The organism is Caldibacillus sp. 210928-DFI.2.18, assembly GCF_020554505.1.
Lineage (GTDB): Bacteria > Bacillota > Bacilli > Bacillales > Caldibacillaceae > Caldifermentibacillus > Caldifermentibacillus hisashii.
In genome coordinates this window covers 23255-48828 of record NZ_JAJCHL010000011.1, presented here as the reverse complement: position 1 = coordinate 48828, position 25574 = coordinate 23255, and the positions used below count along the sequence as shown (strand labels likewise).

18 protein-coding genes and 1 pseudogene are annotated in these 25574 nt (G+C 37.2%); 12 read left to right on the top strand and 7 right to left on the bottom strand.

The genetic code is table 11. From position 1 onward, the window contains the following. Positions 1 to 519 precede the first annotated feature (519 nt). Together LIZ98_RS04440 and LIZ98_RS04435 are read left to right on the top strand one after the other, a co-directional pair. Entirely contained in the window at positions 520 to 915 is a 396-nt protein-coding gene (locus LIZ98_RS04440) for a DUF3221 domain-containing protein (protein WP_227139044.1), read from the top strand. 83 nt (positions 916 to 998) lie between these two features. Beyond that, on the top strand, positions 999 to 2006 hold the full coding sequence (locus LIZ98_RS04435; RefSeq protein ID WP_227139043.1) for a trypsin-like serine peptidase: 1008 nt from the start codon (positions 999 to 1001) through the stop codon (positions 2004 to 2006). 898 nt (positions 2007 to 2904) lie between these two features. Here LIZ98_RS04435 and LIZ98_RS04430 read toward each other — a convergent pair. Continuing rightward, on the bottom strand, positions 2905 to 3732 hold the full coding sequence (locus LIZ98_RS04430; RefSeq protein ID WP_227139042.1) for a formate/nitrite transporter family protein: 828 nt from the start codon (positions 3730 to 3732) through the stop codon (positions 2905 to 2907). Between the two features lie 614 nt (positions 3733 to 4346). On the opposite strand from LIZ98_RS04430, the gene LIZ98_RS04425 reads away from it, so the two are divergent. From LIZ98_RS04425 to LIZ98_RS04405, 5 genes are all read left to right on the top strand, one after another. Then, a complete protein-coding gene (locus LIZ98_RS04425; protein WP_227091819.1) occupies positions 4347 to 4586 on the top strand; it encodes a CsbA family protein in 240 nt (79 codons plus the stop codon). Between the two features lie 343 nt (positions 4587 to 4929). Further along, positions 4930 to 6918, top strand: a complete 1989-nt coding sequence (gene uvrB / locus LIZ98_RS04420) for an excinuclease ABC subunit UvrB (RefSeq protein ID WP_227139041.1) — start codon at positions 4930 to 4932, stop codon at positions 6916 to 6918. A gap of 6 nt (positions 6919 to 6924) precedes the next feature. Next, positions 6925 to 9801, top strand: a complete 2877-nt coding sequence (gene uvrA, locus LIZ98_RS04415) for an excinuclease ABC subunit UvrA (protein ID WP_227139040.1) — start codon at positions 6925 to 6927, stop codon at positions 9799 to 9801. Between the two features lie 504 nt (positions 9802 to 10305). Beyond that, entirely contained in the window at positions 10306 to 11004 is a 699-nt protein-coding gene (locus LIZ98_RS04410) for an ABC transporter ATP-binding protein (protein WP_227139039.1), read from the top strand. Then, positions 11001 to 11642 (top strand): ABC-2 transporter permease, encoded by a 642-nt coding sequence (locus tag LIZ98_RS04405; RefSeq protein WP_227139038.1) that lies wholly within the window; start codon positions 11001 to 11003, stop codon positions 11640 to 11642. The genes LIZ98_RS04410 and LIZ98_RS04405 overlap by 4 nt, the downstream gene beginning before the upstream one ends. Before the next feature lie 661 nt (positions 11643 to 12303). Here LIZ98_RS04405 and LIZ98_RS04400 read toward each other — a convergent pair. Next, positions 12304 to 13326: a tyrosine-type recombinase/integrase gene (locus tag LIZ98_RS04400; protein ID WP_227139037.1), complete on the bottom strand. Its 1023-nt coding sequence runs from the start codon at positions 13324 to 13326 to the stop codon at positions 12304 to 12306. Further along, positions 13319 to 14023 (bottom strand): tyrosine-type recombinase/integrase, encoded by a 705-nt coding sequence (locus tag LIZ98_RS04395; protein WP_227202952.1) that lies wholly within the window; start codon positions 14021 to 14023, stop codon positions 13319 to 13321. Before LIZ98_RS04395 ends, LIZ98_RS04400 begins: the two co-directional genes overlap by 8 nt. A 375-nt stretch (positions 14024 to 14398) precedes the next feature. On the opposite strand from LIZ98_RS04395, the gene LIZ98_RS04390 reads away from it, so the two are divergent. From LIZ98_RS04390 to LIZ98_RS18255, 3 genes and pseudogenes are all read left to right on the top strand, one after another. After that, entirely contained in the window at positions 14399 to 15907 is a 1509-nt protein-coding gene (locus LIZ98_RS04390) for a transposase (RefSeq protein ID WP_227139035.1), read from the top strand. A 572-nt stretch (positions 15908 to 16479) separates the two neighbouring features. Further along, positions 16480 to 17709, top strand: a complete 1230-nt coding sequence (locus tag LIZ98_RS04385; protein WP_216408741.1) for an IS110 family RNA-guided transposase — start codon at positions 16480 to 16482, stop codon at positions 17707 to 17709. A 294-nt stretch (positions 17710 to 18003) separates the two neighbouring features. Then, positions 18004 to 18552, top strand: a pseudogene (locus LIZ98_RS18255) (IS66 family transposase); the annotation flags it as partial. 547 nt (positions 18553 to 19099) lie between these two features. Here the strand turns inward: LIZ98_RS18255 and LIZ98_RS04375 are convergent. From LIZ98_RS04375 to yknW, 4 genes are read right to left on the bottom strand one after another with little or no spacing between them, the layout of a single operon-like run. Continuing rightward, positions 19100 to 20293 carry an ABC transporter permease gene (locus LIZ98_RS04375; RefSeq protein WP_216406683.1) on the bottom strand — a complete coding sequence of 398 codons (1194 nt, stop codon included), beginning with the start codon at positions 20291 to 20293 and terminating at the stop codon, positions 19100 to 19102. Beyond that, the gene (locus tag LIZ98_RS04370) at positions 20290 to 20988 is read right to left on the bottom strand and encodes an ABC transporter ATP-binding protein (protein WP_034772494.1); all 699 of its coding nucleotides are present in this window, start codon (positions 20986 to 20988) and stop codon (positions 20290 to 20292) included. Before LIZ98_RS04370 ends, LIZ98_RS04375 begins: the two co-directional genes overlap by 4 nt. After that, positions 20985 to 22094, bottom strand: coding sequence for an efflux RND transporter periplasmic adaptor subunit (locus LIZ98_RS04365; protein ID WP_227139034.1), 1110 nt, complete (start codon positions 22092 to 22094; stop codon positions 20985 to 20987). The genes LIZ98_RS04370 and LIZ98_RS04365 overlap by 4 nt, the downstream gene beginning before the upstream one ends. Positions 22095 to 22154: 60 nt before the next feature. Continuing rightward, positions 22155 to 22802 (bottom strand): YknW family membrane protein, encoded by a 648-nt coding sequence (gene yknW, locus LIZ98_RS04360; protein ID WP_227139033.1) that lies wholly within the window; start codon positions 22800 to 22802, stop codon positions 22155 to 22157. A 439-nt stretch (positions 22803 to 23241) separates the two neighbouring features. On the opposite strand from yknW, the gene LIZ98_RS04355 reads away from it, so the two are divergent. Both LIZ98_RS04355 and hprK read left to right on the top strand, forming a co-directional pair. Continuing rightward, positions 23242 to 24399, top strand: coding sequence for a DUF4097 family beta strand repeat-containing protein (locus tag LIZ98_RS04355; protein ID WP_227139032.1), 1158 nt, complete (start codon positions 23242 to 23244; stop codon positions 24397 to 24399). A 191-nt stretch (positions 24400 to 24590) separates the two neighbouring features. Beyond that, positions 24591 to 25523, top strand: coding sequence for an HPr(Ser) kinase/phosphatase (gene hprK, locus LIZ98_RS04350; protein ID WP_108898668.1), 933 nt, complete (start codon positions 24591 to 24593; stop codon positions 25521 to 25523). Positions 25524 to 25574 lie beyond the last annotated feature (51 nt).

Genomic DNA, 25574 nt, shown 5'->3' with positions numbered 1-25574 from the left:
TTAATAAATGGTGAAAAATCAATGCAGATTCGTTAATATATATTTAAGGAGAAAATAAGTTAATTTGGTTATAGTCCATGGAGGGAAAAGAAAAATGAAAGTGCGAATAGTAAGTGAACATGATTTCATTAGGGGATTCGCACAAAAAATTACTATTAAATTATCCAGTATTTCCCATTAATGTTAATATTTTTTGTTTTGTTCTTTAGTTACCTAAAGGAAATAGTGTATTTCTGTAATTATTTAATAAAAAAATTACAGAAATCGCTGTCGCACTCTATACGGGGTGCGTGGATTGAAATGTGAATAACCTCGACATTTGTCCGTATCGGAGACGTCGCACTCTTCATGGGTGCGTGGATTGAAATCGTAACGGTCTACCTAAAGACGAAATGGAAATGACTGTCGAACCCTACATAAATTTCACACCAAAGGAACTATAAAATAACACAGGAGATGACAATGATTGTAGCGAAGATAGTAATATAATAAAATATGACTTTTCTGGTGGTGTGGATTGTGAAAAAAATTTTGACATCAAAGAAGGCTGTGTTTGGAGGCTTGTTGTTCTTGCTTATTGGTACATGGGTATTCAGCGAAATGAGCAATCGTTTTTCCGTGAAGGGGCAAGAGCCAACTGATGAAGGCTATATTGTTTTTCACAATGGTACGAAATATTTCGTTAAAGGAGAAAATATTACAGATTCTGACTTGGAAAATTTTTCTGATGAAGATGTTACGATGTTTTCAAAAAAGTTTGAGGAAATAGCGATATTACTGGATGATGGAATGAAACTTTTAGGGACAGGAATTAAAAGTGGTGATCAGGTCGCTATTTGGTATGAAGAAGTCCTTGAATCGTACCCGGCACAAATTAAATTAATGCAAATAAGGAAAATTGATAAAAACAAATAAATTTACACTTCTTTACTAATTGTAATTGTTTGTTTTATGAAAATTCGTTATAATATAATCATATTTTGAAAGGAGGTAATATTTTGAAAAAAAGTGTTTTTCTAACAATCTTTTTGTTTACCTTTTTATTCGTTCCAATCAGTGCTTTGGCGGACAATACACTAGGAGACTTTCATTTTAATGCAAAAGAATCTTCACATCCCATGGATAGAGTTAATTCAAAGGGAGAGGTAACAAAATATGAGGATTACAGCAATAAGAACTTAACGTTTATCAATGAAACAAAAAGTTTTCAAGGCTCAGGAGAGCTTAATCCTATTTTTGTTGGTGATTTGCTAAATAAAGGCTTTTTAGAGACTACACAACCTTTAGTAAAAGATGTGACCACAAATGAAGTCGCACCATTTGTTGTCATCGGTCCAGATGGAAGAACTAGAGTAGAAAATACAATAGTATTCCCATATAGTGCCATTACTTATATTTCCTTGGAGTGGGCAGATGGTAGCCGCGGATCTTGTACAGGGACATTAATTGGTATCGATAGAGTTTTAACAAATGGGCATTGTGTTGTGAATCCTACTACGCAAAGAGGGATAGTGAGTGCCACAGTTTATCCGGGTGTAAGTGGTAGTACCGCTTTATTTGGAGCATATAATGCGATCGATTATTATGTTACTTCCCATTGGATTAATACTGGAGCAATATCTCAAGATTATGCAGTTCTTGTACTAAGTCCATCGAATGGCCCCCATGCAGGAGAACGTGCTGGATATGCAGGAATTAGGCAGGTAACGAATATTCTTAATCAGAACATCGGGATCTATGGTTATCCAGGTGATTTGATCAGAAGAGATGGAGCCATAAATCAATATGGGATGAGTGGAAATGTTGCAAGTGAGGATAGTCAAGTAGCTTATTATACAATTGATACAGCACCAGGACAGTCGGGCTCTGCTATGTTAAATACAAGCAATCAAGTCATTGGTGTACATAGCAGCGGTTTTTCTGATCGAAATGGTAATCCGGTGAGAAATGGCGGTCCAAAGATGAGCAGCTTTATGTTTGAGTTCGTTTCAAATGCGTTGAATTAATAATGGATAAAATACTGCACCTTTAAATGTTAGGGAGCACCAACATTTGGAGGTGCAGTTTTGCGTTCGCAAAATACTCAATAAAATGAGTGGGAGTCTGAGAAATGAACTGTTCATAAGTAATCAGTTATTTTGTGCAAAACCAAACTTTTACACGAAATGTGCCGAAAATCTTTTTTATCAACAAATCGGTATAACAAAGTTAATTTTTTGTTTAAGATATAGGATACAGATACTGAGGCAAGAATCCCGAGATAAAAACGAACTTTAAACAATTTTTCTTAGCGGAAACGAAAGATTAGGTGTTTTATGTCAAGGCTTGTAATATCTACTAAGGATGTATCATTCCCAAAAGTCCATTAGTCCTTTATACTAATTGGAGTAAAAGATTTAATGGAGAGGAATTAATTATGACCGTTACGAATGAAGAAATGATTGTTGAGATAAAAAGTTTGGACGATAAAGGCGCGGGACGAGCAACTTTATTTATGAGTCGCCTCAAACGATGAATTACCGCATTCTGATTGTCATCTAATTGAAAATGGTAGATCTATTCGCAAAACTAATCGACTTAAAAATAACTGTTTTTCAGCATTAGCATACATATTTGCTATTCGGATGATAATCTAAACAAATGTCTAATAATTGAATGAATGTCAAAAAAATAGACACTCTTTGCAATTATGCTGAAATTTAAGAAATGAACACGGCCGTCCAAAATTACGCCACACCAACTCAAATACCGTAAAAAAATGTCGACTGTATACATTGGTATCATATTGGCAATGCGATAAAGGTAAAATAATTTTATATCCATAAAAACCACCCAAATGAACAAAAGCAATAGGGTGGTTTTTAAAGGGAAAAAATAAAAGGAAAATGATCACCAAACGAATCTTTATTTAGCAATAATTTTCTGCTTTTCATCTCCTGCATATATTGGCACTTCTTTTTTAATTCCTTGCCTATTTACATACCAATTCGCCGCTCCGACAAACAATCCGCCTCCAACAATATTCCCAAGTGAAACAATGAGCAAATTAAAAGCCGCTCCTGTCAAGGTAATAGTATCCGGGTGAGGGACTGATAAAGAAATAGAAAATAATGCCATGTTGGCAATACTATGCTCATAACCGGAAACAAAGAAAGAAGTGACCGTCATCATGATCAACATAACCTTTGCTGCAAAATTGTCGGTTTGCAACGGGAGCCAAATGGCCAGACAAACAAGCCAGTTACATAGAATACCGCGAAAAAACATTTCCCCTGTCGTTAATCCAATCTTTCCTGTCACCGCACTAAATAAATAGTGGTCAGCTGGAATATCTTTAAATAAACCCGTCTGAACAAATAAAAAAGTAAAAAACAAGACGCCGATTAAATTTCCAAGATAGGTAACACCCCAAACATACAGGGTTTCTTTCAAGGAAGTCTTTTGATCCAGGCTGCCCATTGTCATGTACATCGTATTCCCGGTAAACAGCTCACCGCCACCAATCACAATTAAAACTAACGCTAGTGAGAAGGTCATCCCGCCGATTAAGGATGTGGCCGGTGATCCGGTTGCCCTGAATGCGTCTCCAATTCGAAAGGCAAAAACAACCGCAAACGAAATATAAACTCCTGCAAGCATCGCCTTTGTCCAAAATTTCTTTGGGTCATTTTTCAGCATATCGGCTTTTTTTACAGATGTATCAATGGCTGTACTTAATGCACTTGTAGACATAGAAAAACTCCTAACTTTTTTAATGTATTGTGATCAAAATCACAAGCAACATTAATATACCGATTTTTCTATAGTCAAACAATCCTTTTATAAAAAGTTTCTAAGATTGGTCATAATTTTGTTGTTAATCGTAAATAATTAAACCTTCTTTCCAGGAGAATAAGGAAAAAGATTATCATGTCCATTTTATGCAAGTAACAAGAACGGAAAGTTATCCACAGAGGAACCCTTTATATCCACAACTAATCAAAAATTATCCACATAATAACTGCAGTTAAGCACAGAAAAATCACAACTTATCCACATAACTAACAAAATTGTTCACGGTAGTTGGATAATGCACACAAGTTAGAAGTTAACTATAGAAAAACTACTTGGAAGATGTGGAAAAGTTATCCACAAGCGTTTAAACATACGAATCCGGCAAAATATGATAAAATATAAATTGTATTTTATAAAGCAAAAGCAGGGACTGGGAGTGGTTCCGACGAAAATATAAAAGCCGATCATTATGCAGTTGGTACTCATAAGATTGGAAAAATTGGAATAAAGATACGTGGAATGAACTTCGTCGGACTGACTCCTAAACCGATTATATATTTTGGAGTGAGGGTATGCTTGGAAAATTAATTGCCGGATTAATCTTTCCGTGTTTGTTGGTCATCTTATTTTCACGTGTAACTTATAATCATATCGTCGGATTGCTGTTAACATTGGCTCTGATTTCTGTGTCCGCATATAAAGGTTATACCCATTCATGGCCGTTGATTATTATTGATGGTATTTCGTTGACGATAGGATTTTGGTATTCAAAACGCATGGTAAAAAATTTTAAAAGAAAAAAGGAAGAATAAGGCATAAAATCGCTTATCACAATTTGTTAGGCGGTTTTTCTTTTTATCGGGGAATGTGGATAAGTTCTTCATACCCTGTGGATAAACAGTGTAAAAATTGTGTATAACGTTAATATTGTGGTTAATTAAATTTACAGCTGGGACTGTATCATTTGAAGTTTTTCTTGAGGCGTCCTTAAATCCGCGGAATGGGCATCCTCGTTGGAAATTTATACATTCGCCTAACCTATAAAAATTAAACGAATATTCGTTCGCAAAATAGTGGCTTTTCTGTTATGCTTTTGGTAAAATAGATTCTGTGAATGATGAATGTACGGACCCAAAAAATAATGGGGTGATTTAGATGGAAAAAACAAAGGATCAATTTCAGTTAGTGTCAAAATATCAACCTCAAGGGGATCAACCGCAAGCGATAAAAGAGCTGGTTGCGGGCTTAAAAAACGGCAAGAAACATCAAACATTGCTGGGGGCAACCGGTACAGGGAAAACTTTTACCATTTCTAATGTGATAAAAGAAGTGAATAAACCAACGTTAATTATTGCTCATAACAAGACATTGGCAGGGCAATTATACAGCGAATTCAAAGAGTTTTTCCCAAACAATGCCGTTGAATATTTTGTCAGTTACTATGATTATTACCAACCCGAAGCCTATGTACCACAGACCGATACGTATATCGAGAAGGATGCAAGTATTAATGATGAAATTGATAAGCTGCGACACTCAGCGACATCGGCATTATTTGAACGTCGCGATGTCATTATCATAGCCAGTGTATCCTGCATTTATGGGTTAGGTTCACCTGAAGAATATAAAGAACTTGTATTATCACTAAGGGTCGGCACGGAAATCGAGCGGAATGAACTGCTTCGGAAATTGGTTGATATCCAGTATACCCGAAATGATATTGACTTCCATCGGGGTACCTTCCGGGTTCGCGGTGATGTTGTGGAAATTTTTCCATCTTCACGAGATGAGCATTGTATCCGTGTTGAATTTTTTGGTGATGAAATTGATCGAATTCGGGAAGTCGATGCGTTGACGGGCGAGATTATCGGAGAACGGGAACATGTGGCGATTTATCCGGCTTCCCACTATGTTACACGGGAAGAAAAAATGCAAGTCGCCATTAAAAATATTGAACAAGAATTACAAGAACGGTTAAAGGAACTCCGGGATCAAGGGAAGCTTTTAGAAGCACAAAGATTGGAACAGCGGACAAATTATGATTTGGAAATGATGCGGGAAATGGGTTTTTGTTCAGGAATTGAAAACTATTCGCGTCATTTAACCTTAAGGGAAGCGGGCGCTACCCCATATACGTTGCTCGACTATTTTCCAGAGGATTTTTTAATCGTTGTTGATGAATCCCATGTAACGATTCCGCAAATCCGGGGTATGTATAACGGAGACCAAGCAAGAAAAAATGTACTTGTTGAACATGGCTTCCGCTTACCATCTGCCTTGGATAACCGACCGCTTAAGTTTGAAGAATTTGAAAAACATATCAACCAAATTATTTACGTTTCAGCAACTCCGGGACCATATGAATTGGAACATTGTCCGACGGTGGTTGAACAAATTATTCGTCCCACCGGCTTACTGGATCCGATTATAGAGGTCCGTCCGATCAAAGGACAAATTGATGACCTTATCGGAGAAATTCAAGAACGAATTCGGAAAAATGAGCGGGTTCTTGTAACGACATTAACGAAAAAAATGTCCGAGGATTTAACCGATTATTTGAAAGAAATCGGGATTAAAGTTCAGTATTTACATTCTGAAGTAAAAACATTGGAGCGGATTGAGATTATTCGTGATTTGCGACTGGGCAAATATGATGTCATTGTCGGGATTAACTTGTTACGGGAAGGACTTGATATTCCGGAAGTGTCCCTTGTTGCCATTTTAGATGCAGATAAAGAAGGATTTTTACGGTCAGAACGTTCATTAATCCAAACGATTGGCCGGGCAGCAAGAAATGCAAACGGAAAAGTCATTATGTACGCGGACCAAATTACTCGTTCAATGGATTTCGCAATCAATGAAACAAAACGGCGGCGCCAAATCCAAGAAGAATATAATCGGAAACATGGCATTACCCCGAAAACGATTCAAAAAGAAATTCATGATGTTATTCGTGCAACCATTGCCGCTGAAGAACAGGAAGAATACAGTACGACTGATAAATATGGAAAGTTATCTAAGAAAGAACGGGAAAAATTAATTCAAAAATTAGAAGCGGAAATGAAAGAAGCAGCCAAAGCACTTGACTTTGAACGCGCTGCTGAATTGAGAGACTTGGTATTAGAGTTGAAAGCAGAAAGGTGACGATAAATGAAGGATCAAATTAAAGTAAGAGGTGCACGGACAAATAATTTAAAAAATATTGATGTCGATATTCCCCGTAATCAACTTGTAGTATTTACGGGGTTATCCGGTTCAGGAAAATCTTCGCTGGCTTTTGATACCATTTATGCAGAAGGTCAACGTCGGTATGTCGAGTCCCTTTCTGCTTACGCCAGGCAGTTTTTAGGACAAATGGACAAGCCGGATGTTGATTCTATTGAAGGATTATCTCCGGCTATTTCTATTGACCAAAAAACGACCAGTCGGAATCCCCGTTCAACTGTTGGAACAGTTACGGAAATATATGATTATTTGCGATTACTATATGCTCGTATTGGTCACCCGATTTGTCCGAACCATGGCATTGAAATCACCTCACAAACCGTTGAACAGATGGTCGATCGTATATTGGAATATCCGGAGCGGACCCGGATTCAAATCTTAGCTCCGGTAGTCTCCGGCAGAAAGGGGACGCACGCCAAAGTTCTTGAAGACATAAAGAAAGAAGGGTTTGTCCGCGTCCGTATTGACGGAGAAATGCTTGAATTGAACGATGATATTGAGCTGGAAAAAAATAAAAAGCATTCCATCGATGTTGTCATTGACCGGATTATTATAAAAGAAGGAGTCACAGCACGGCTGACCGACTCATTGGAAACAGCATTGAAACTAGGACAAGGACGCGTCATAATCGATGTCATAGGTCAAGAAGAATTACTTTTCAGTGAGTTACATGCTTGTCCGTATTGTGGTTTTTCCATCGGGGAATTGGAACCAAGGATGTTTTCGTTTAACAGTCCGTTTGGGGCTTGCCCGGATTGTGACGGGATTGGTTCGAAATTGGAAGTGGATCTCGACCTTGTCATTCCGGATAAAAACTTAACATTACGACAAGGGGCGATTGCACCTTGGGAACCGGTCAGTTCCCAGTATTATCCGCAATTATTAGAAGCGGTTTGTAATCATTACGGGATTGATATGGATGTACCGGTGAAAGATATTCCGCAACATTTAATGGATAAAATTTTATACGGTTCAGATGGGGAATTAATTCACTTCCATTATGAAAATGATTTTGGCATGATTCGGGATACGGATATCGAATTTGAAGGCGTTCTTCGCAATATTGAGCGCCGTTTTCGGGAATCCACTTCTGATTATACAAGAGAACAAATGGAAAAGTATATGGCGCAAAACCCTTGTCCGACATGTAAAGGATATCGCTTGAAAAAAGAAACATTGGCAGTGAAAATTAATGGACTTCATATTGCGGAAGTAACCGACTTTTCCATTCAAGAAGCTCTCCATTTTTTCGATAGATTGGAATTAAGTGAAAAAGAACAAAACATTGCTCGCTTAATTTTGCGGGAAATTAAGGAACGGCTCGGTTTTCTTGTTAATGTTGGTTTGGATTATTTAACCTTGAGCAGGGCGGCCGGTACATTATCCGGTGGAGAAGCACAACGGATTCGTCTGGCAACTCAGATCGGTTCCCAATTAACGGGTGTCCTGTATATTTTGGATGAGCCGTCAATTGGTTTGCATCAACGCGATAATGATAAATTAATTGAAACGATGAAACGAATGCGTGATCTTGGAAATACGTTAATCGTTGTTGAACATGATGAAGATACGATGTTGGCGGCTGATTATCTTGTCGACGTTGGACCGGGAGCGGGTGTTCATGGAGGCACGGTTGTTTCAGCCGGAACACCGGAACAAGTGAAGGGTGATCCGCATTCATTAACAGGTCAATATTTAGCCGGCAAAAAATTTATTCCGTTGCCACAAGAACGGCGAAAAGGAAATGGACAATATTTGGAAGTTGTTGGCGGTAAAGAAAACAATTTAAAAAATATCCGTGTTAAATTTCCTCTCGGTACATTTATTGCGGTCACCGGTGTTTCCGGATCAGGTAAAAGTACATTAGTTAATGAAATTTTATATAAAAGCCTATCACAAAAATTAAATCGTGCCAAAGTGAAACCGGGGCAACATAAAGAAATCAAAGGAATAGAAAATCTGGAAAAAGTTATCGATATTGACCAGTCACCGATCGGACGTACTCCACGTTCCAATCCGGCTACTTATACAGGTGTTTTCGATGATATCCGTGATGTATTTGCAGCGACGAACGAGGCCAAAATTCGCGGCTATAAAAAAGGACGCTTTAGTTTTAATGTTAAAGGCGGTCGCTGTGAGGCATGTAAAGGGGACGGCATCATTAAAATTGAAATGCACTTTCTTCCGGATGTTTATGTACCATGCGAGGTTTGTCATGGAAAACGGTACAATCGTGAAACATTGGAAGTGAAATATAAAGGGAAAAATATTGCGGACGTGCTTGATATGACTGTAGAAGATGCATTGGAGTTTTTTGCCAATATCCCAAAAATTAAACGAAAAATCCAAACGATTTATGATGTTGGTCTCGGGTATATGAAACTTGGTCAACCGGCAACGACATTATCCGGTGGGGAAGCACAACGGGTTAAGCTTGCCTCCGAATTACATCGGCGTTCCAATGGCCGCACTTTGTATATTTTGGATGAACCGACAACCGGCCTTCATGCTGATGATATTGCTCGTCTCCTCGATGTTTTGCAACGACTTGTTGAAAACGGCGATACGGTGGTCGTTATTGAACATAATCTCGATGTGATAAAAACAGCGGACTATATTATTGATCTGGGTCCGGAAGGCGGGGATCGCGGCGGAACGGTTATTGCGAAAGGAACGCCTGAACAAGTGGCCAAAACAGATGTGTCTTACACCGGTTATTATTTGAAACGGGTTATCGAGAGGGACCGAGAACGGATGAAAAACATGATTCGGGAAAAAGAAGAACTACCAATACAATCATAATTACCAGATCAAAGCTAAACATTCATGTATAAAATATATATTAAACAGCATAAACCTGTTTCACTAATAGATGAAAAGGCATGGTAACTCAAGTTTTGATTACCATGCCTTTTTGTGTAAAGAAGTTTCTTTAATGTTGTCATCCATTGGGTTTTATATTGAAAATACCTATACTAGTTTTACAAGCTTGATATATTTAAAAAGTCTTTAATGAGAATACATATTTTTTACCGAATTGATTTGCACAATAAGTTTTAATTGTAGAAGATTTGTAAGTAACTTGAGTCTCCCACCTGATAAAGTCAATAAATATTCCTGCATGGAACATAAGAAATAGCATTAAAAACACGCATAAACTTTCTATTATCGGCGCTAAAAAATGGGAATTGCTATATTTACTATTGACATGTATAATTATTATAATAATTGGAATATGTGTTTTGCTTTTATTAAATTTATTCGTAACGACTTTTAGCAAAAGGAGGAATTACTCTGGAGAAAGTTGTGAATATCAAAAATTTAAGTAAAGCGTATCCCGGATTTTTGTTAGATAATGTTAACCTTGAATTGTTTGAGGGAGATATTATGGGATTGGTGGGTGAGAATGGTGCAGGGAAAACAACACTTATCAAGCTGCTGTTGAATCTTATAAATGCGGACAAGGGGGAAATATTGATTTTTGGGAAAAATTATGAAAATGAAGAGAAGTTTATTAAAAATAAAATTGGAATAGTATTTGATGAAAATTACTTACATGAGCTGTTGACCGCGAATCAATTCAATTATATAATGTCACAAATTTATGGAAACTGGGATAAAAATGTATACTATGATTATTTGGATAAGTTTAAACTGCCGCAAAATGTTAAAGTTAAAACGTTCTCCAAAGGGATGAAGGTAAAGCTGAATTTTTCAGTAGCCTTGTCAGTTCGCCCTAAATTACTAATTTTGGATGAGGCTACAAGTGGGTTGGACCCTATGATGAGAGTTGAGATTTTAGATGTCATAGAAAATTATGTTCATCAATATAAATGCACCGTACTTATATCATCCCATATTTTGTCAGATTTTGAGCGAATCGCCAATAAAATAACGCTTATTCACAAAGGCAGACTAATTTTTTCGGATAAAATTTCAAATATAACCCAGGAGGATAGTCTGGAGAATATTATGAGTAAACATATTAAGGGAGATTTTAAATGAAGGGATTAATTGTAAAGGATATATTAGTGCTCAGAAGTAAAATGAAAGTGTTTCCGTTTGTGATACTAATTCTTTTATCGGGCTTGGCTTTATACTTCTTTGGTTCCACCGGGGTGCTGATTTTAGATATTTTTTTGCCAATTTATTTTTGTGCTCTTACTATTCCAGTGTTTCAAGAAGATGATAAAGTAGGGTGGAACACATATGTTTCAGCCTCTCCGTTGTCTAAGAAAGTAATCGTAATTAGTAGGTATATTATTAGTTTTTCTATTATAGCTGCTATTGCGTTTGTATTGCTGATTGCAAATCTGATTTACTCTTTCTTTAGTGATTTTTCTATTTTAGTTCACCTATCCACGCTGCTCCTTTCAATTTTTATTGGATTTATATATTTGTCATTATTAATTCCTTCAATTTATTATAGCGGAAGTAACGGCGCTTCTACAGTTATGTTATTTGCAATTTTAGTAATGTCATTGCTTACGTTCCTTATAAACTCTAAAAAGTTTAACATCAATGCCATACTAGATATTTCTCCTTTGTTTTTAATTGCTGCTATGGTTTTATTTTTGTGCGGCATAATTTATTTATCTTTTCTCACATCACTAAAGATATTTACCAAATCTCTTACTGAATAAGAGAGCGATAAATGAACCACATATAGCAATAATTAAGCGAATCAGTATAATGAAAGCTATCCTGATTCGCTTAAGGGTCAGATTAAATTGCATTAAGCACTAAAAATAAAAAATTGATTTCCTTTTTGTGTATAAATTTATTAAAAAAATACTTTGGAAATATAAAGAAATATATTCCGATTATGAAAATGGAAAAATAATTTTCTTATAAATTTATAAAAAAATATTAGAAAAATGAAAAAATATAGAGGTAATTGCGATGTTCGTTATTCCTTGATTCCCAAAGGATAGAGAATACGCTGAAAAATATTTTCCCCACAGGAATAACGGAAAAATGCGGGCTTAAAGGTCTTTGGGTTACGAAAAATTCAATTTTACTCCCATAAAAAACAACAAAAAATGGACCCCTTGGTGTAAAATTAAGTTAACAAACAAATCAACTTAACGAACCAAAGGAGGATCCATTTATGGCTATTATACCACAACTTAGTCTTTTTGCGTGGGAAGAAATTGAAGAATTAGGAGATTTAGAACGGCTTCGTCTTGTCATAGAGTACATTATCCAAGAAGATTGATTATCCGAGAAGAATTACTGTATGTCTTAAAAATACAGCAATTCTTCTTTTTTTCTTGGATAATCATTTGACACAAGTTTCAGTTTTTATTTTAGAAAATCTGGAATTCTATTTGATGGCTGAGAAGTATCTTTTTTCGTTACATTATTTGGGAACCATTTTTCATTCCACTCTTTTAAATGCCTGTTTACCGTGTCTTGAGAAATTTCTGCATAAATTTGAGTCGTCTGTAGAGATGCATGTCCTAAAAAGTTTTTAATCACAAGTAGAGGTACCCCAGCTTCAAGCATATGGCTTGCAGTTGTATGTCTCATAGAATGAGGTGGATAACTACTAGCAAGAAAAATGGACGGGTTTTCTTTTTTGGCAATGGTTATATATTTTTTAAATATACCTTCTATACAGGCAATGGTCATATATTCATGGGTTTGGCTTGAAAATATATGTCTTTCTGGTTTATCACTGATTTTTCTGTGATCAATATACTGCTTAAGCAAGGTGGCACATGCGGCTGGAATACCGATACGGCGGCTTTTTCCGCCTTTCCCCTTAATATTTAGTGTAGCACCCTTTGGTTGAAACTGAAGATTTCCGACCGTAAGGTCACAAATTTCTTGTGCACGCGCTCCACTTGCATACATAAGACTGAGCAAAATTTTATCTCTGAGGCCAATTTCCCGATTTTCATTAGGAAGGGATAAGAGTATTGTAACTTCCTGACGAGTAAGAATAGCTCTTTGCTTTTGTTGGGTTTTCTTCATAGGAATCTTATTTACACTATTCCTGAAAACAGAAGCTGCAGCAAAATTCCGGTTTTGTGCATAAGCAGAAAAGGAAGCTATTGCAGACAACCGTTGGTTTTTAGTAGAAGCACTGCAGCCACGTATCGATTCAATCCATGTAAAAAAATCTGTTAATGTTTTATAATCAAGCTTGTCAAAGGTAATCTTGTCAGCCTCTATTCCCTTCTCTTTGTACATGAATTCGATCAGCAGACGAAATGCATATTTATAGGATTTGACTGTATTTGGACTTGAACCTATGGAACAAGGAAGATAGGTGGTAATATAAACGTCAAGGAGACTTAAAAAATCAGATGCTTTATTCATCATAATCCACCTCCGGGAAAACCTGTAATGTGTAATCCTCAAACAGTTCTATAGCTTCCGGATATAATTCGCTGCTGAATTTCAAATAACTCTCCGTTTCTTTAAGACTATCATGTCCCAGATATATAGATAAGTAGGGGACAGATGCGTCAATTGAACGCCCTGACTTTTCAGCTTCTGCAAATGATTTGAAAGCAAACACATGCCGTAGGCAGTGAAGGCATGGACCACGTTCCTGTTTTGCTCTACCTTTCATCGATATGCCGGCATATTTCAGTATGGTATTGAACTTATTACGGGCAGCTTTAACAGAAAATGGTACTGCCTGTATTGCACTGGGGAACAGTAGTGCTTCAGCCTTTCCTATCAACCCCATTGCTAAACAGTATTTATTTAAGATCGAAATCAAAGTCTGATGCATGGGTACTAGCCGTTGCTTGTCTCCTTTTGTCTGTTTTAGAATGAGGATTCCACCATTGAGATCTACATTCTTCATCTTCAAAGCTAGAGTTTCCCCTACGCGTAACCCACAGCCATACATGATTCGGAGCATCATTGGAAACTCAAGCTGGATAAATGGATTCGGTTGGCTCTTTGTAAGGGTAATATTATCAGATAATGTAAAAATCCTTTTCAGTTCCTCATCAGTAAAAATATACGGAACATAGTCATCTGTAACCTTAGGTATTGGCGGCATAAAAACCCTAATTCCAATACTGCTTAAATACCGGAGAAACAGTCGTATAACTATAACCTCATTGGCAATGGAACTGCTTTTTCCAGATAAACTTTTTACCCATTCGCTTATTACATTTTCAGAAACCTCCTTATGTTGAAATAGTCTCTCGGAATTCACCGAGCTAGTTGGGACAAAGAATTCACTGTCCCATTAATAGAAGTTCCCTCCTACTTTTTCGTAGGAGTTTTAATTTTATTCAATATTTTAACATCTATAAAATTGTTAAAATGTTGTCACATAAATCGTGAAAAAACACTTGACTTTTCAAAATGTCCCTAAAAATTGCGGTTGAAGGAACAATTTTTCCTTACAAACCAAGATTGAGGTGGACATATGAAACCGATCTTCTCTTCCCATGCAACATATCAAGATTTTGTCATGACAAGACTCCAAGAACACTATGGCGGTAGTGGGATTCTTGTTCTAGTCAACAAGGATTGGCCGACTATTAAAAAACTTTGGATAACGGATCTCTCCCAAATGACAAATACCCTAAGCAATGAATATGGGGTTAAAGGTCCTTTACCAAGAGACCCATCCTCTATGATGCGTTCTTATTTACTCTTGATTTTAACTAACCCAACCATGAGTATTACAAAATGGGTAGACGAATTACGCCGAGTTCCACTTTATGCCATTCTTAGTGGATTTGAACCAGGAAATACGCCCGGTATTGGAACGTTTTATGACTTCTTTAAACGTTTATGGGGTTCAAAAAGTAAAAACCGGACCCATAAACGGAAAAGTAAAAATTCAAGAGCACGAAAGCCGAAAAAGGGAAAGAACGGTCAAAAGGCACCAACCGCTACATCTGGTCGAGTGAAGCGACTTGTTGAATGGATCCTTCCTCGCATGGATCAAAAAAAGGAGTTACCATGCGACCGTCTATTTGATTTCTTCCATTCTCAAATCCTTACAGTCTCAGCTCGGCTGGGCTTACTGGGAAACACAGATCAACTTAACGTTGCTGGTGATGGAACACCACTTGTAACCGCAGCCAAAATCCGAAGTAAACCAACATGTAAATGTCAGGCTGAAGGAATAAAAAACTGTTCGCATCCACGTATTTATTCACAGCCAGATATTAATACTGGTTGGGATAGTCATCGGAAAAAGTTTTTTAACGGTTATCACCTATACATGATTAGTGCAAGTGACAGTCCTTATGACTTGCCACTATATCCAAGACTCCATTTAGCTTCAAATCATGATTCGGTCAGCTTTATTATTAGTTGGGTAGAATTTTCCCAACGGTTTCAACTTGGTTCCATTGATAAAATCCTTCTTGATGCTGCTCATGATGCCGAGGCGATTTATCAACTAATCAATCATAGTCAGGCAGAACCGATTATTGACTTAAACAAACGAAGTAAAAAACGAATTGAAACAGGTAGCGATATAGAGCTTTCCCCTGCAGGTACACCAATTTGTCCCATTGGGTTACAAATGAAACCCAATGGCTATGATCAAACACAAAACCGTCAAAAATGGCGTTGCCCTTTAGCTTGTGGAACAAAGAATACATGTAAGACACCTTGTTCGTCTGCCAAATATGGTAGAACTTATCATACGCATCCAAAAGATAATCCCAGATTGTTTCCAAAAACGCCACGGGAGACGGATAAATGGAAATGCATGTATAAACGCCGTACTTCCATTGAGCGTTCGAACAAACGAGAGAAAGTCGACTACCATTTGGAAGCAGGTAGGCACCGTTCCTCAATGATGTGGTATATACGCATTTATGGGATTATGACGTGTCAACATATAGATGCTTGGTATTCTAATCAACATGATGAATTACGTTTCCTAGAACGAAAAATATTCCCTGCAACAGCCTAGTTATCAGATTTTTAAAAAGTAATAACGCTAGGTTTATTTGGCATGCACTTTTTTAAAAAAGCCATAAAATGAATTTTTTAAATAGAAAGCAGGGCCCGTTTATCGTTGTTTTTTATAAATTGCCATCACTCCTTTCTAAAATTCCGAGAGTGTATAATATGTTTAGATTCCTTTTTCAAGGTAATTTCCAATTCTAATTTTAGTAATGTTCTTTGATAACTTCATAGATGTTCGTTCAGATTGTGGGGGGCTAGCCCCCCACAATCTGAAAAAATTTGGTCAAAAGGGTGGACTTTTCGTGATGTCCCTAGATAATGATATTAGGATCATTTGGGGAAATTCTTTGCCCTCCTGTAGCCTTTGACTACTACTATAGTCTGTTTCCCCAGTTCTTGTTTGAACTTCTAACCCGCAGGCTGTTCCCTCTGGCAGCCCATGCTGGAAGTTGCAGCTTCCAGGCAGCTCATGGACCAGAGTGAGTTCTAATAAGCGAGGGTGATTGACCTACAAGTACACTGGGGACATCCCGAAGAGTCCTTCCCTTGATCCTAGATTGAAAGGAGGTTAACCCCATGAAATTATTTGTTGGAATAGACGTTAGCTCTCAAGACATGAAGGCTTGTATCATGTCCTTTGATGGAGAAACATTAGCTTCTCTCACCGTCGATAATAATTTAATTGGGGCTTCTTATCTACGAGATCAAATTGTAGATATTGCCCAAAAACATGTGATTCAAGAGATTGTGATAGGTATGGAGGCCACCTCAGTTTATAGTTGGCATCCAGCCATGTTCTTTCATGAAGATGAATCGTTAAAAAGGTTTCAAACAAAAGTCCTTACGATAAATCCTAAGCTGATTAAAAAATTCAAAGAATCCTATGTCGATTTGGATAAAACTGACCATATTGATGCTTGGATTATCGCTGATCGACTTCGCTTTGGACGCCTTCGTCAATCGGTCGTCATGCAAAACCAATTTATTGCCCTCCAAAGATTAACAAGAATGAGATATCATCTCGTTCACAATTTAACACGAGAAAAGCAGTATTTTCTTGAACACCTGTTTTACAAATGCAGTTCCTTTACAACTGAGGTTGAAAGCTCAGTGTTTGGAAATGCCATAATGGAGCTGTTGTTAGAGCAGTACAGCTTAGATGAAATTAGCGCAATGGACATTCAAGACCTGGCTGAATTTCTCCGGATAAAGGGCAAAAATCGGTTTACTGACGCCGAATATGTGGCAAAGTCCATTCAAAAGGCTGCGAGGTCTTCCTATCGATTATCGAAATGTGTAGAAGACTCCATCGATCTTTTATTAGGGACTTCCATTGAGTCCATTCGCAGTGTTACCAAGCAAATCAAGGAACTGGATAAAGCCATTAAAAAGCTATTAGATGGTATACCGAATACTATACAAACGATTCCTGGAATTGGACCTGTTTATAGTGCTGGTATTTTAGCAGAAATTGGACAAATAGAACGTTTTGACAACCAAGCCTCAGTAGCTAAATATGCCGGTTTGACATGGAACAAGCACCAATCAGGATTGTTTGAGGCTGAGGAAACCAAGATGATACGTTCAGGAAATCGTTATCTTCGTTATTACCTAGTTGAAGCTGCCAACTCGGTACAGCGAAACGAGCCTGAATATCGGGCATACTACCTAAAAAAGTATCACGAGGTTCCCAAGCACCAACATAAAAGAGCACTCGTCTTAACCGCAAGAAAACTTGTGCGTTTGATCGATACGCTGCTACGTAACGATCAAATTTACACGCCTAGAAGGAAGGTGAATAAATAAGGAATAACCCTTTACTTAATCCTTCTAATTTCCAGTAAATGGTAATTTTTACTGGGTTTCTTTAGTGTTGTCTTTTTAAGGTTAATTGCTAAAAAAATTTCCAATTCCTTAGATTTTTGGACTTGACATATTACCGCAGGACTATACAATATTTAGGTACACTTTTATTGTATAGGAGAATTATGATTATTCGAGAAAAAAGACAAAAAATGAAGTGATTAAGCAACTTTTTGTGATTTTTTTCGGATAATCAATCTTCTTGGATAATGAGCCTTATCTTAGTTCTCGGATAAGGCTCATGTTAGGCGATATTGGTTAAAAGCAGACAGTAAAAACGGACGAATTGGTGTAAAATATTGTGATGAATTATTTAGTCTTGAAAGGGAATTTAAACACTTATCCCCAAGTAAACGAAGAAAAAAACGCAAAAAACACTCGAAACCGTTAGTTGATGAATTTCTTGCTTGGGTTGAAAACTCACCATTCTACGGAAAAAATGCGCTCGCTAAAGCAGCTGAATACACGCTAAATCGAGCGAATGGACTAAAAGCATTCTTGGATGATGGACGAATAGAAATTGATAACAATCCCGCTGAGAATGCCATCCGTCCGAATGTAATTGGTCGAAAAAATTGGTTATTTTCCGTAAGTGAAGCTGGTGCGAAAGCAAACGCAATCTGTCTAAGTATCGCAGAAACAGCTAAAGCGAATGGAGTAGATTTCTACCAGTATCTAGTGAAGTTACTGAGAGACCTACCAAATTTAGATATTCATAGAAATCCAGAAATTATAAACAACTATTTGCCTTGGTCAAAAATGATCCAAGCAGAGTGTGTAAAATAACCGTAAATCTGATTAAAAAATCATGGTTTTACGGTTATTTGTCGTACGTACCCTGAAGGTGCGTTTATTTTTTATTTCGGGCTTACTGTTCAATTAAGAAGTTGGAGGATAATAGGAAACTACACAGGGAGTTGCGCAGAAGAAAGTGGAGAGGGGAACTTCCAAAGCTTCGGATGTTTGCATGGAGAAGTTCAAAGTGTGAACCCGTACACGTAGCCCTTCCAAATAAATGGTTTTATAAAGAGAAAGGTCTTGTTTCTCTTGAGAATATTTACAATGAACATCACCCCCAGCGGGGATAATCATGGAGGAGCCGTATGCGATGACCCGCACGTACGGATCTGTGAGAGGCGCATGAGATAAATTCATGCGCCTACTCTATTTGTATAAAGGAATTAATTTCAAATAGTTTTATATTGAAAATGCATATATTGCTTTTACAAACTTGATTTGTTCAAATAGTTTTATATAAGAGAGCTTTATAAATAAAATTTATTCTATGCTGCTTTGGCTGTCTTGACTTGCCATAATGCGCGATACTAATTGGTTATTCATATCGTAAAGCATCGATTGGGTCTAAATTCGATGCTTTATTAGCAGGTAAGATGCCGAATATGATACCGATAAACATCGAGAACAATAATCCGATTAAAACGACCGGCAATGAGACAATTATCGGAAACCCGATTATCGACGAAACCAAATAGGCAACACCAGCACCAAATAAAATCCCAATCGTCCCGCCGATTAACGTTAATGTCATTGCTTCGACTAAAAACTGAAATAAAATTTGCCCTCTTGTCGCACCCAAAGCCATCCGGGTACCTATTTCACGGGTACGCTCGGTAATGGAAACAAGCATAATATTCATGACGCCAATTCCACCGACTAATAAAGAAACTCCGGCAATACATCCAATAATCAGGGTCATAATGGATGTAATTTGGCCAATCCCTTCAGCAATTTCTTCCATGTTTGTCACTTGGTAGGCTTCCTCTGTTCCATGAATTTGATTTAATAATTGTGCTGCTTTCTTTCCTGCTTCTTGCAATTTCTCAGTATTTTCAGCTTGAATCGTTATGGAACTGATTTTGTTGTTACCGGTGATCGTCCGCCAAGTTTTCCAAGGAACATATACTTCATTAGAACTAAATGATGCCAACAACCCGGTTGGTTTTTCTAAAACACCGACAACTTCAAAAGGCTGTGATTGAACATAAATAATTTTTCCTAACGGCTCCTCTTTTTCAAATAATTCCTTGCTAAGACCTGAACTGATTACAGCCGCACGTCCGCCCCCTAAAAAATCTGATGGCAGTAAATTTCTTCCGCTCGATACGTTTAACTCGTTTACTTCAATGTACGTTTGGTTAATACCGGAAATAGATGACTCAATTGTATTTTCCCGGTAGCGAACATTGCCAAATTCATCACTGGATGTCACAATTTTTGAAATTTCCGGGATTGTTTCAATGGCACGGATATCGTCTTCCGTAAACGGTGACCAAAGAGCATCCGGATTTTCCTTCATTTCTTCTTCAGAGGGGGAGTAAGATAAAGAAACCGTATTTCCGGAACCAACAATTAGTGATTTGAGCTTTTCCGTTCCCCCTTGACCAAGTGCGACAATGAAAATGACGCTCGATACACCAATAATTATGCCAATCATTGTTAAAACTGAACGCATTTTATGAACAAAGATGGAGGAGAAAGCAATTTTAATATTTTCGACAATACTCATAGGATCTCTCCTCTATTTTCTTGATCAATATCTTGAACGATGTACCCGTCACGTAATAAGATTAACCGATTGGCATAGCTGGCCACTTCTTCTTCGTGCGTAACAACAATTACGGTAGTCCCGTCTTCTTTATTTAACATAGTAAATAGCTCCATAATCTGTTCGCTTGTTTTTGTATCGAGAGCACCGGTCGGTTCATCAGCCAGGATCAGATCGGGTTTATTGACAATGGCTCTGGCAATTGCCACCCGTTGTTTTTGGCCACCTGACAGCTCATTGGGTAAGTGTAACATCCGATCCCCGAGTCCAACTTTCTCTAAAGCTTCTTTTGCTCGTTCTTCCCGCTCTTTCTTTTTAACTCCGGCATAAATCATCGGAAGTTCAACATTTTTCAACGCATTTAATCGCGGTAACAAATTAAATTGTTGAAAGACAAAGCCAATCGCCCGGTTGCGAATTTTTGCCAGTTCATGCTCTTTATACTGCAAAACCTCTTTCCCGTTTAAAAAATATGTACCCTCAGTCGGTCGATCGAGAAATCCAATAATATTCATTAAAGTGGATTTTCCGGAACCGGACGGGCCCATAATTGAGATAAATTCTCCTCTATTAATCTTTAAATCAATTCCGTTTAGAACAAGAACATCTTCATTCCCTAGTGAATAACTTTTTTTAATAGAAGCCAATTGGATCATTTTACAATCACTTCCATGCCATCTTGAATGTCATCGGACGGGTCTTTAATGACTTTATCTTTCTTGGTAACCCCATCTTTAATTTCAATGGATTCGAGTGAGGCGTTGCCAACTTTTACTTCTTTTCTTACAGCTTTTCCATTTTTAACAATGAAAACATAACTTTTTTCCCCGTCTTGTTTAACAGCAGTTAATGGGAGAGTTTTAGCCGTGTATTCATTGGCGGTGATTTCAATAATCATTTGAAACCCGGGCTTTAACTCAATATTTTGATCGGTTACTTCAATTTCGATCGTATATTGAACGCCGCTTTGTGCACCTGAATCTTGTAAACCGGTCGACTCTTCGGGTAAATATGAAATACTTTTCACTTTCCCTGACCATGTCTTATCAGGAACTGTGTCCGCAGTTAGTTTAACCGCTTGTCCTTCATTAATTTTCAGCGCATCATATTCTGAAACTGAGCCAACAACGATAAATTGACCGATTGAACCAATTTTCATGATCGGTTCGGGGATTTCCGAATTTGTTTTAAACTGGGCATCCTCATTTATCTCAATGATTTTACCGGCAATATCACTAACAACTTTCAAATCGGCTAACTGTTGGTTAATATTGTCTTTTTGTAATTGAGCTTGCTTTAATTCAAGTTTTGCTTGTTCCAACTGAAGATTTACTTGATCACGTTCTTTCTTTAATGTTTCATCATCTTTATTGTCTTTTAAAAGTTTATCTATTTCCTTTAGCTGTTTTTGTGTATCTTCAATTTGTAAATTAACCGACTGGATTTGCAACTCATTTTGTTTTTGTTCCATTAAAAGCTGGTCACTTTTATAGGTGAAAAGCGGGGTTCCTGCTTGAACATCGTCACCAACTTTTACTGAGATATCTGCAATCTTTCCTTTCGTTGCATCATAGTAAATCGACTGTTCGTTTGCCAGTTTTAATGTTCCTTGTGAGATAACATTTTCGGATAATTTTTCCTCCTTAACGGAAGCAACTTCAACTTCAATATTATTACCGGAAGCTTTTATTAGATTAAAAGAAAACAAGGTTGCAATAATGGCGATAATTCCAATGGTTATCCATAGTTTTTTATTTTTCATCAATAAACACCTTTCACTTACTTATAGAATAGAAACAATGACCGATTCAGATAATGCTTCTTAGGCCCATCCGATTATGGAGAAAAAGATCGTTAACATGTAAAAACCGATGGAAACACCCCATGCTAATCCTTTGGAAAAAGATGCTACTTTCTGTAATCCAATTGCCGATAATATGACACTCCAAATGGAAAAAACTTCAATATTATCAAATACTGCCTTTAGTGCACCATCAGCGGGGATCAATGTAGTAAGACTAGTGAACGTAGTAGTTGACGACCCGGTAATGACCATGCCAATTCCGTTTACAATCATGCCTAAAGCAGTTAGGATCAATAAATATACATTCATTGAAAACAGCTGGCGGAACGATACATTCGAACGTGCTAACCTTGCAATCAACAAATAAACAAGCGTACCAATAAACGCAGTTACAATAGGTACAATCACACCGGCAATAATAGAACCGATTACTAAAAATGGTTTAATCAGGGCCAACTCGTCCGCCGATATACCTTCAGTTCCTAATTCGGTATTGGTTGTAACAATGATCATTCCAATGCTAAACACAAGAATAATCATTAACAATGGTCCCCAGATTTTCGGTTTTTCTTTTATTCTGGCAAAATGTTCGCTTGGACTCCAAAGAATCCCCCATAGACTTGGACTCTTCTTTTCAATTTCATTTGTTTCTAATCTTTCTTCCACAACAATCCATCCCTTCTTTATGGTTTACTCTAATTTTTACGGATTTGAAGAAAAAAGGTTTCAAACCCGTATGATTTATTTTAAAGGTACTAATAACTTGATATTGCCATAATCGTGCAGCGATCTGATTGATACAGCTGTTTTATCATCAATTTCTTCAATTCAAAAAATTTTTTCATTTCCAATCCTCCATTTAGATACGTATTAAAGCTCTATTCTTACTATAAAGCCTAACGTAACTGTAGGTTCAAGAGGAAATTTAATCGAAAAAAAATTGTTTTTTGATGAAACTGATTTAAAAAAAGAATTGCCCGCTCTCTAGCGAATTTTACAGACTGTCCCTTTGCTTTAAAAAACACTACATGATAAAAGAATTTTAAACAACATAAGCTATTTCCATGAAACTTTTCGGTTTGAATTACGTAAAAAGTATAAATAAATGAGAGATTTTGTAAAGGACGTGAAAAATATGAAGGAAGAACGGAAGAAAATTTTAGAAATGGTCAAGACAGGCCAAGTCAGTATTGAAGAAGCGGAAAAATTGTTGGAAGAACTCGAAAACATGGAGTCACTAAAAGAAGAAAAAAAAGCGAAAATGGCTGAAGAATTATCAAAAATTGAAGCATACAAATCCAGTCATGAACAAAATGAGAAGGAGACTTTTCATCAGTCAGGTTCTACAAAAACATCAACGTTTGCCAAGGAAGCAAAAGACACATTGTTCAATTTGTTTGAAGGAGCAATGAAGAAAATAAAGGAAATGGACTTGGATTTCCATCATTCGGTCAATGTTTCACACGTATTTCAACAAAATGAAAACAAGTTTAAAGATGTGTTTATTGAAATTCCAAATGGTTCTGTACAGCTGATTGTATGGGATCATTCCGACGTCCGTGTGGAATGTGAAGGGAAAGTGTATCGCGAGGAAGATCCTGTTCAAGGGAAAGAGCGATTTTTAGAAAATATTGAGTTTCGTGTCGATCAAGAGGCCCTTGCTTTTTTAGCTAAAGAGAAATTCATGAAGGTTGACACAAAAGTTTTCTTACCACAAAGCATTTATAACAAAGTAGCGATTAAACTGTTTAACGGCACGATTAGCGGGGAAGGCGTTAAAGGGAAAAAAATTAATTTTCAAACGTCCAATGGAGGCATCCGATTAGAAAGTTGTGAAGCAGAAAAGGCAGATCTTGAAACTGTGAATGGAACGATAAACTTGACCCAATGTAAAATAGATGATGCGGAAACGGAAACAATGAACGGTAAGGTGACGATTGACGGTTCCTATCAAAAAATCGAAGCAGAAACAATAAGCGGTTCAATTTCTGTTCGGATTAGTAAACCGGCACCGCAATCGGTTAAGTTATCAAGTGGGGCAGGCAGTATCCATGTAAGAATCGCTAATGATTTACCGGTAAGCGGAGAGGTTAAATCCAATTTTGGCAATGTTCAAGTTGATTTATCCAATCTATATAAAATTGACGAGAAAAAGGAAATGATTCAAAAAGTCATCAAGTTTGATACAACAGCAGAATTACAAAATAAAATGTATTTATTTGCAGAATCGAAAACGGGTTCGGTTACTGTTCAACCGTATTAAAAGAATTGGCTAAAACAACTCTTCTCTCAACTTTTTATTATTTAATAAAGTTGAGAGGGAGTTTTTTAATTTTGTACTTATAACGTTTTTGTTTCGGGTTCTTCTTTGGTTTCAGGAAAAAACATGGTAAAATGGAACATACAAAGAGTTAAGTAATAGACAAATTGAAGCCTAAGTGAGGGAGTTCATACATGTCAAAAGTGACCATCAAGGATATTTTAAATAAATTTAAATTAGAATTGATCAGTGGGGAAGAGGGCATCAATCGTCCAGTAACGACAAGTGATATTTCCCGTCCTGGACTCGAAATGGCCGGATTTTTTGATTATTATCCGGAAGATCGTTTGCAGTTATTAGGAAGAACTGAATTGACATTTTTTTCCATGCTAAATGAAGAAGATCGCATCGTCCGGATGCAGCGGCTATGTACTGATGTCACCCCGGGGATTATTATTACACGTGGGCTGGAAATCCCGGAAGAATTAATTGAGGCTTCCGAGCAAGAAGCAGTACCGGTTATGCGTTCAAATTTGAAAACGACACAATTAGTCAGCCGATTAACAAATTATTTGGAAATTGCGCTTGCTCCGACAATTGCTATTCATGGTGTGTTGGTTGATGTATACGGCGTTGGTGTTCTTATTACCGGTCAAAGTGGAGTTGGTAAAAGTGAAACAGCTTTGGAACTTGTGAAACGGGGGCATCGGCTTGTTGCAGACGATTGTGTGGAAATACGCCAAGAAGATCAAGAATCGCTAGTAGGAAATTCACCCCCACTCATAGAACATCTTCTTGAAATTCGCGGACTCGGTATCATTGATGTCATGACTTTATTTGGTGCCGGAGCTGTTCGATCCTATAAGAGAATAACGATGTGCATCCATTTAGAAAACTGGGATCAAAATAAACGTTATGACCGGTTGGGACTCGATGAAGATAAAATGAAAATTTTTGATGTTGAAATTCCGAAATTGACCATCCCGGTTCGTCCCGGAAGAAACTTGGCTGTTATTATCGAAGTGGCGGCCATGAACTTTCGTTTGAAAAGAATGGGTGTCAATACAGCAAAGCAATTCACCCAAAGGCTCCAAGAAACGATTAAAGATCATGATCATGATGATTAACATACCTGTTCAATTCTGTACGCAATGCTCTTTATTTTAATCAGAAATAAT

Bases quoted from the DNA above. Each gene is read 5' to 3' on its own strand.
- LIZ98_RS04430 (WP_227139042.1), bottom strand. From the start codon at position 3,732: ATGTCTACAAGTGCATTAAGTACAGCCATTGATACATCTGTAAAAAAA.
- LIZ98_RS04425 (WP_227091819.1), top strand. From the start codon at position 4,347: ATGCTTGGAAAATTAATTGCCGGATTAATCTTTCCGTGTTTGTTGGTC.
- uvrB (WP_227139041.1), top strand. From the start codon at position 4,930: ATGGAAAAAACAAAGGATCAATTTCAGTTAGTGTCAAAATATCAACCT.
- uvrA (WP_227139040.1), top strand. From the start codon at position 6,925: ATGAAGGATCAAATTAAAGTAAGAGGTGCACGGACAAATAATTTAAAA.
- LIZ98_RS04405 (WP_227139038.1), top strand. From the start codon at position 11,001: ATGAAGGGATTAATTGTAAAGGATATATTAGTGCTCAGAAGTAAAATG.
- LIZ98_RS04400 (WP_227139037.1), bottom strand. From the start codon at position 13,326: ATGAATAAAGCATCTGATTTTTTAAGTCTCCTTGACGTTTATATTACC.
- LIZ98_RS04395 (WP_227202952.1), bottom strand. From the start codon at position 14,023: ATGCCGCCAATACCTAAGGTTACAGATGACTATGTTCCGTATATTTTT.
- LIZ98_RS04390 (WP_227139035.1), top strand. From the start codon at position 14,399: ATGAAACCGATCTTCTCTTCCCATGCAACATATCAAGATTTTGTCATG.
- LIZ98_RS04385 (WP_216408741.1), top strand. From the start codon at position 16,480: ATGAAATTATTTGTTGGAATAGACGTTAGCTCTCAAGACATGAAGGCT.
- LIZ98_RS04375 (WP_216406683.1), bottom strand. From the start codon at position 20,293: ATGAGTATTGTCGAAAATATTAAAATTGCTTTCTCCTCCATCTTTGTT.
- LIZ98_RS04370 (WP_034772494.1), bottom strand. From the start codon at position 20,988: ATGATCCAATTGGCTTCTATTAAAAAAAGTTATTCACTAGGGAATGAA.
- LIZ98_RS04365 (WP_227139034.1), bottom strand. From the start codon at position 22,094: ATGAAAAATAAAAAACTATGGATAACCATTGGAATTATCGCCATTATT.
- LIZ98_RS04355 (WP_227139032.1), top strand. From the start codon at position 23,242: ATGAGAGATTTTGTAAAGGACGTGAAAAATATGAAGGAAGAACGGAAG.
- hprK (WP_108898668.1), top strand. From the start codon at position 24,591: ATGTCAAAAGTGACCATCAAGGATATTTTAAATAAATTTAAATTAGAA.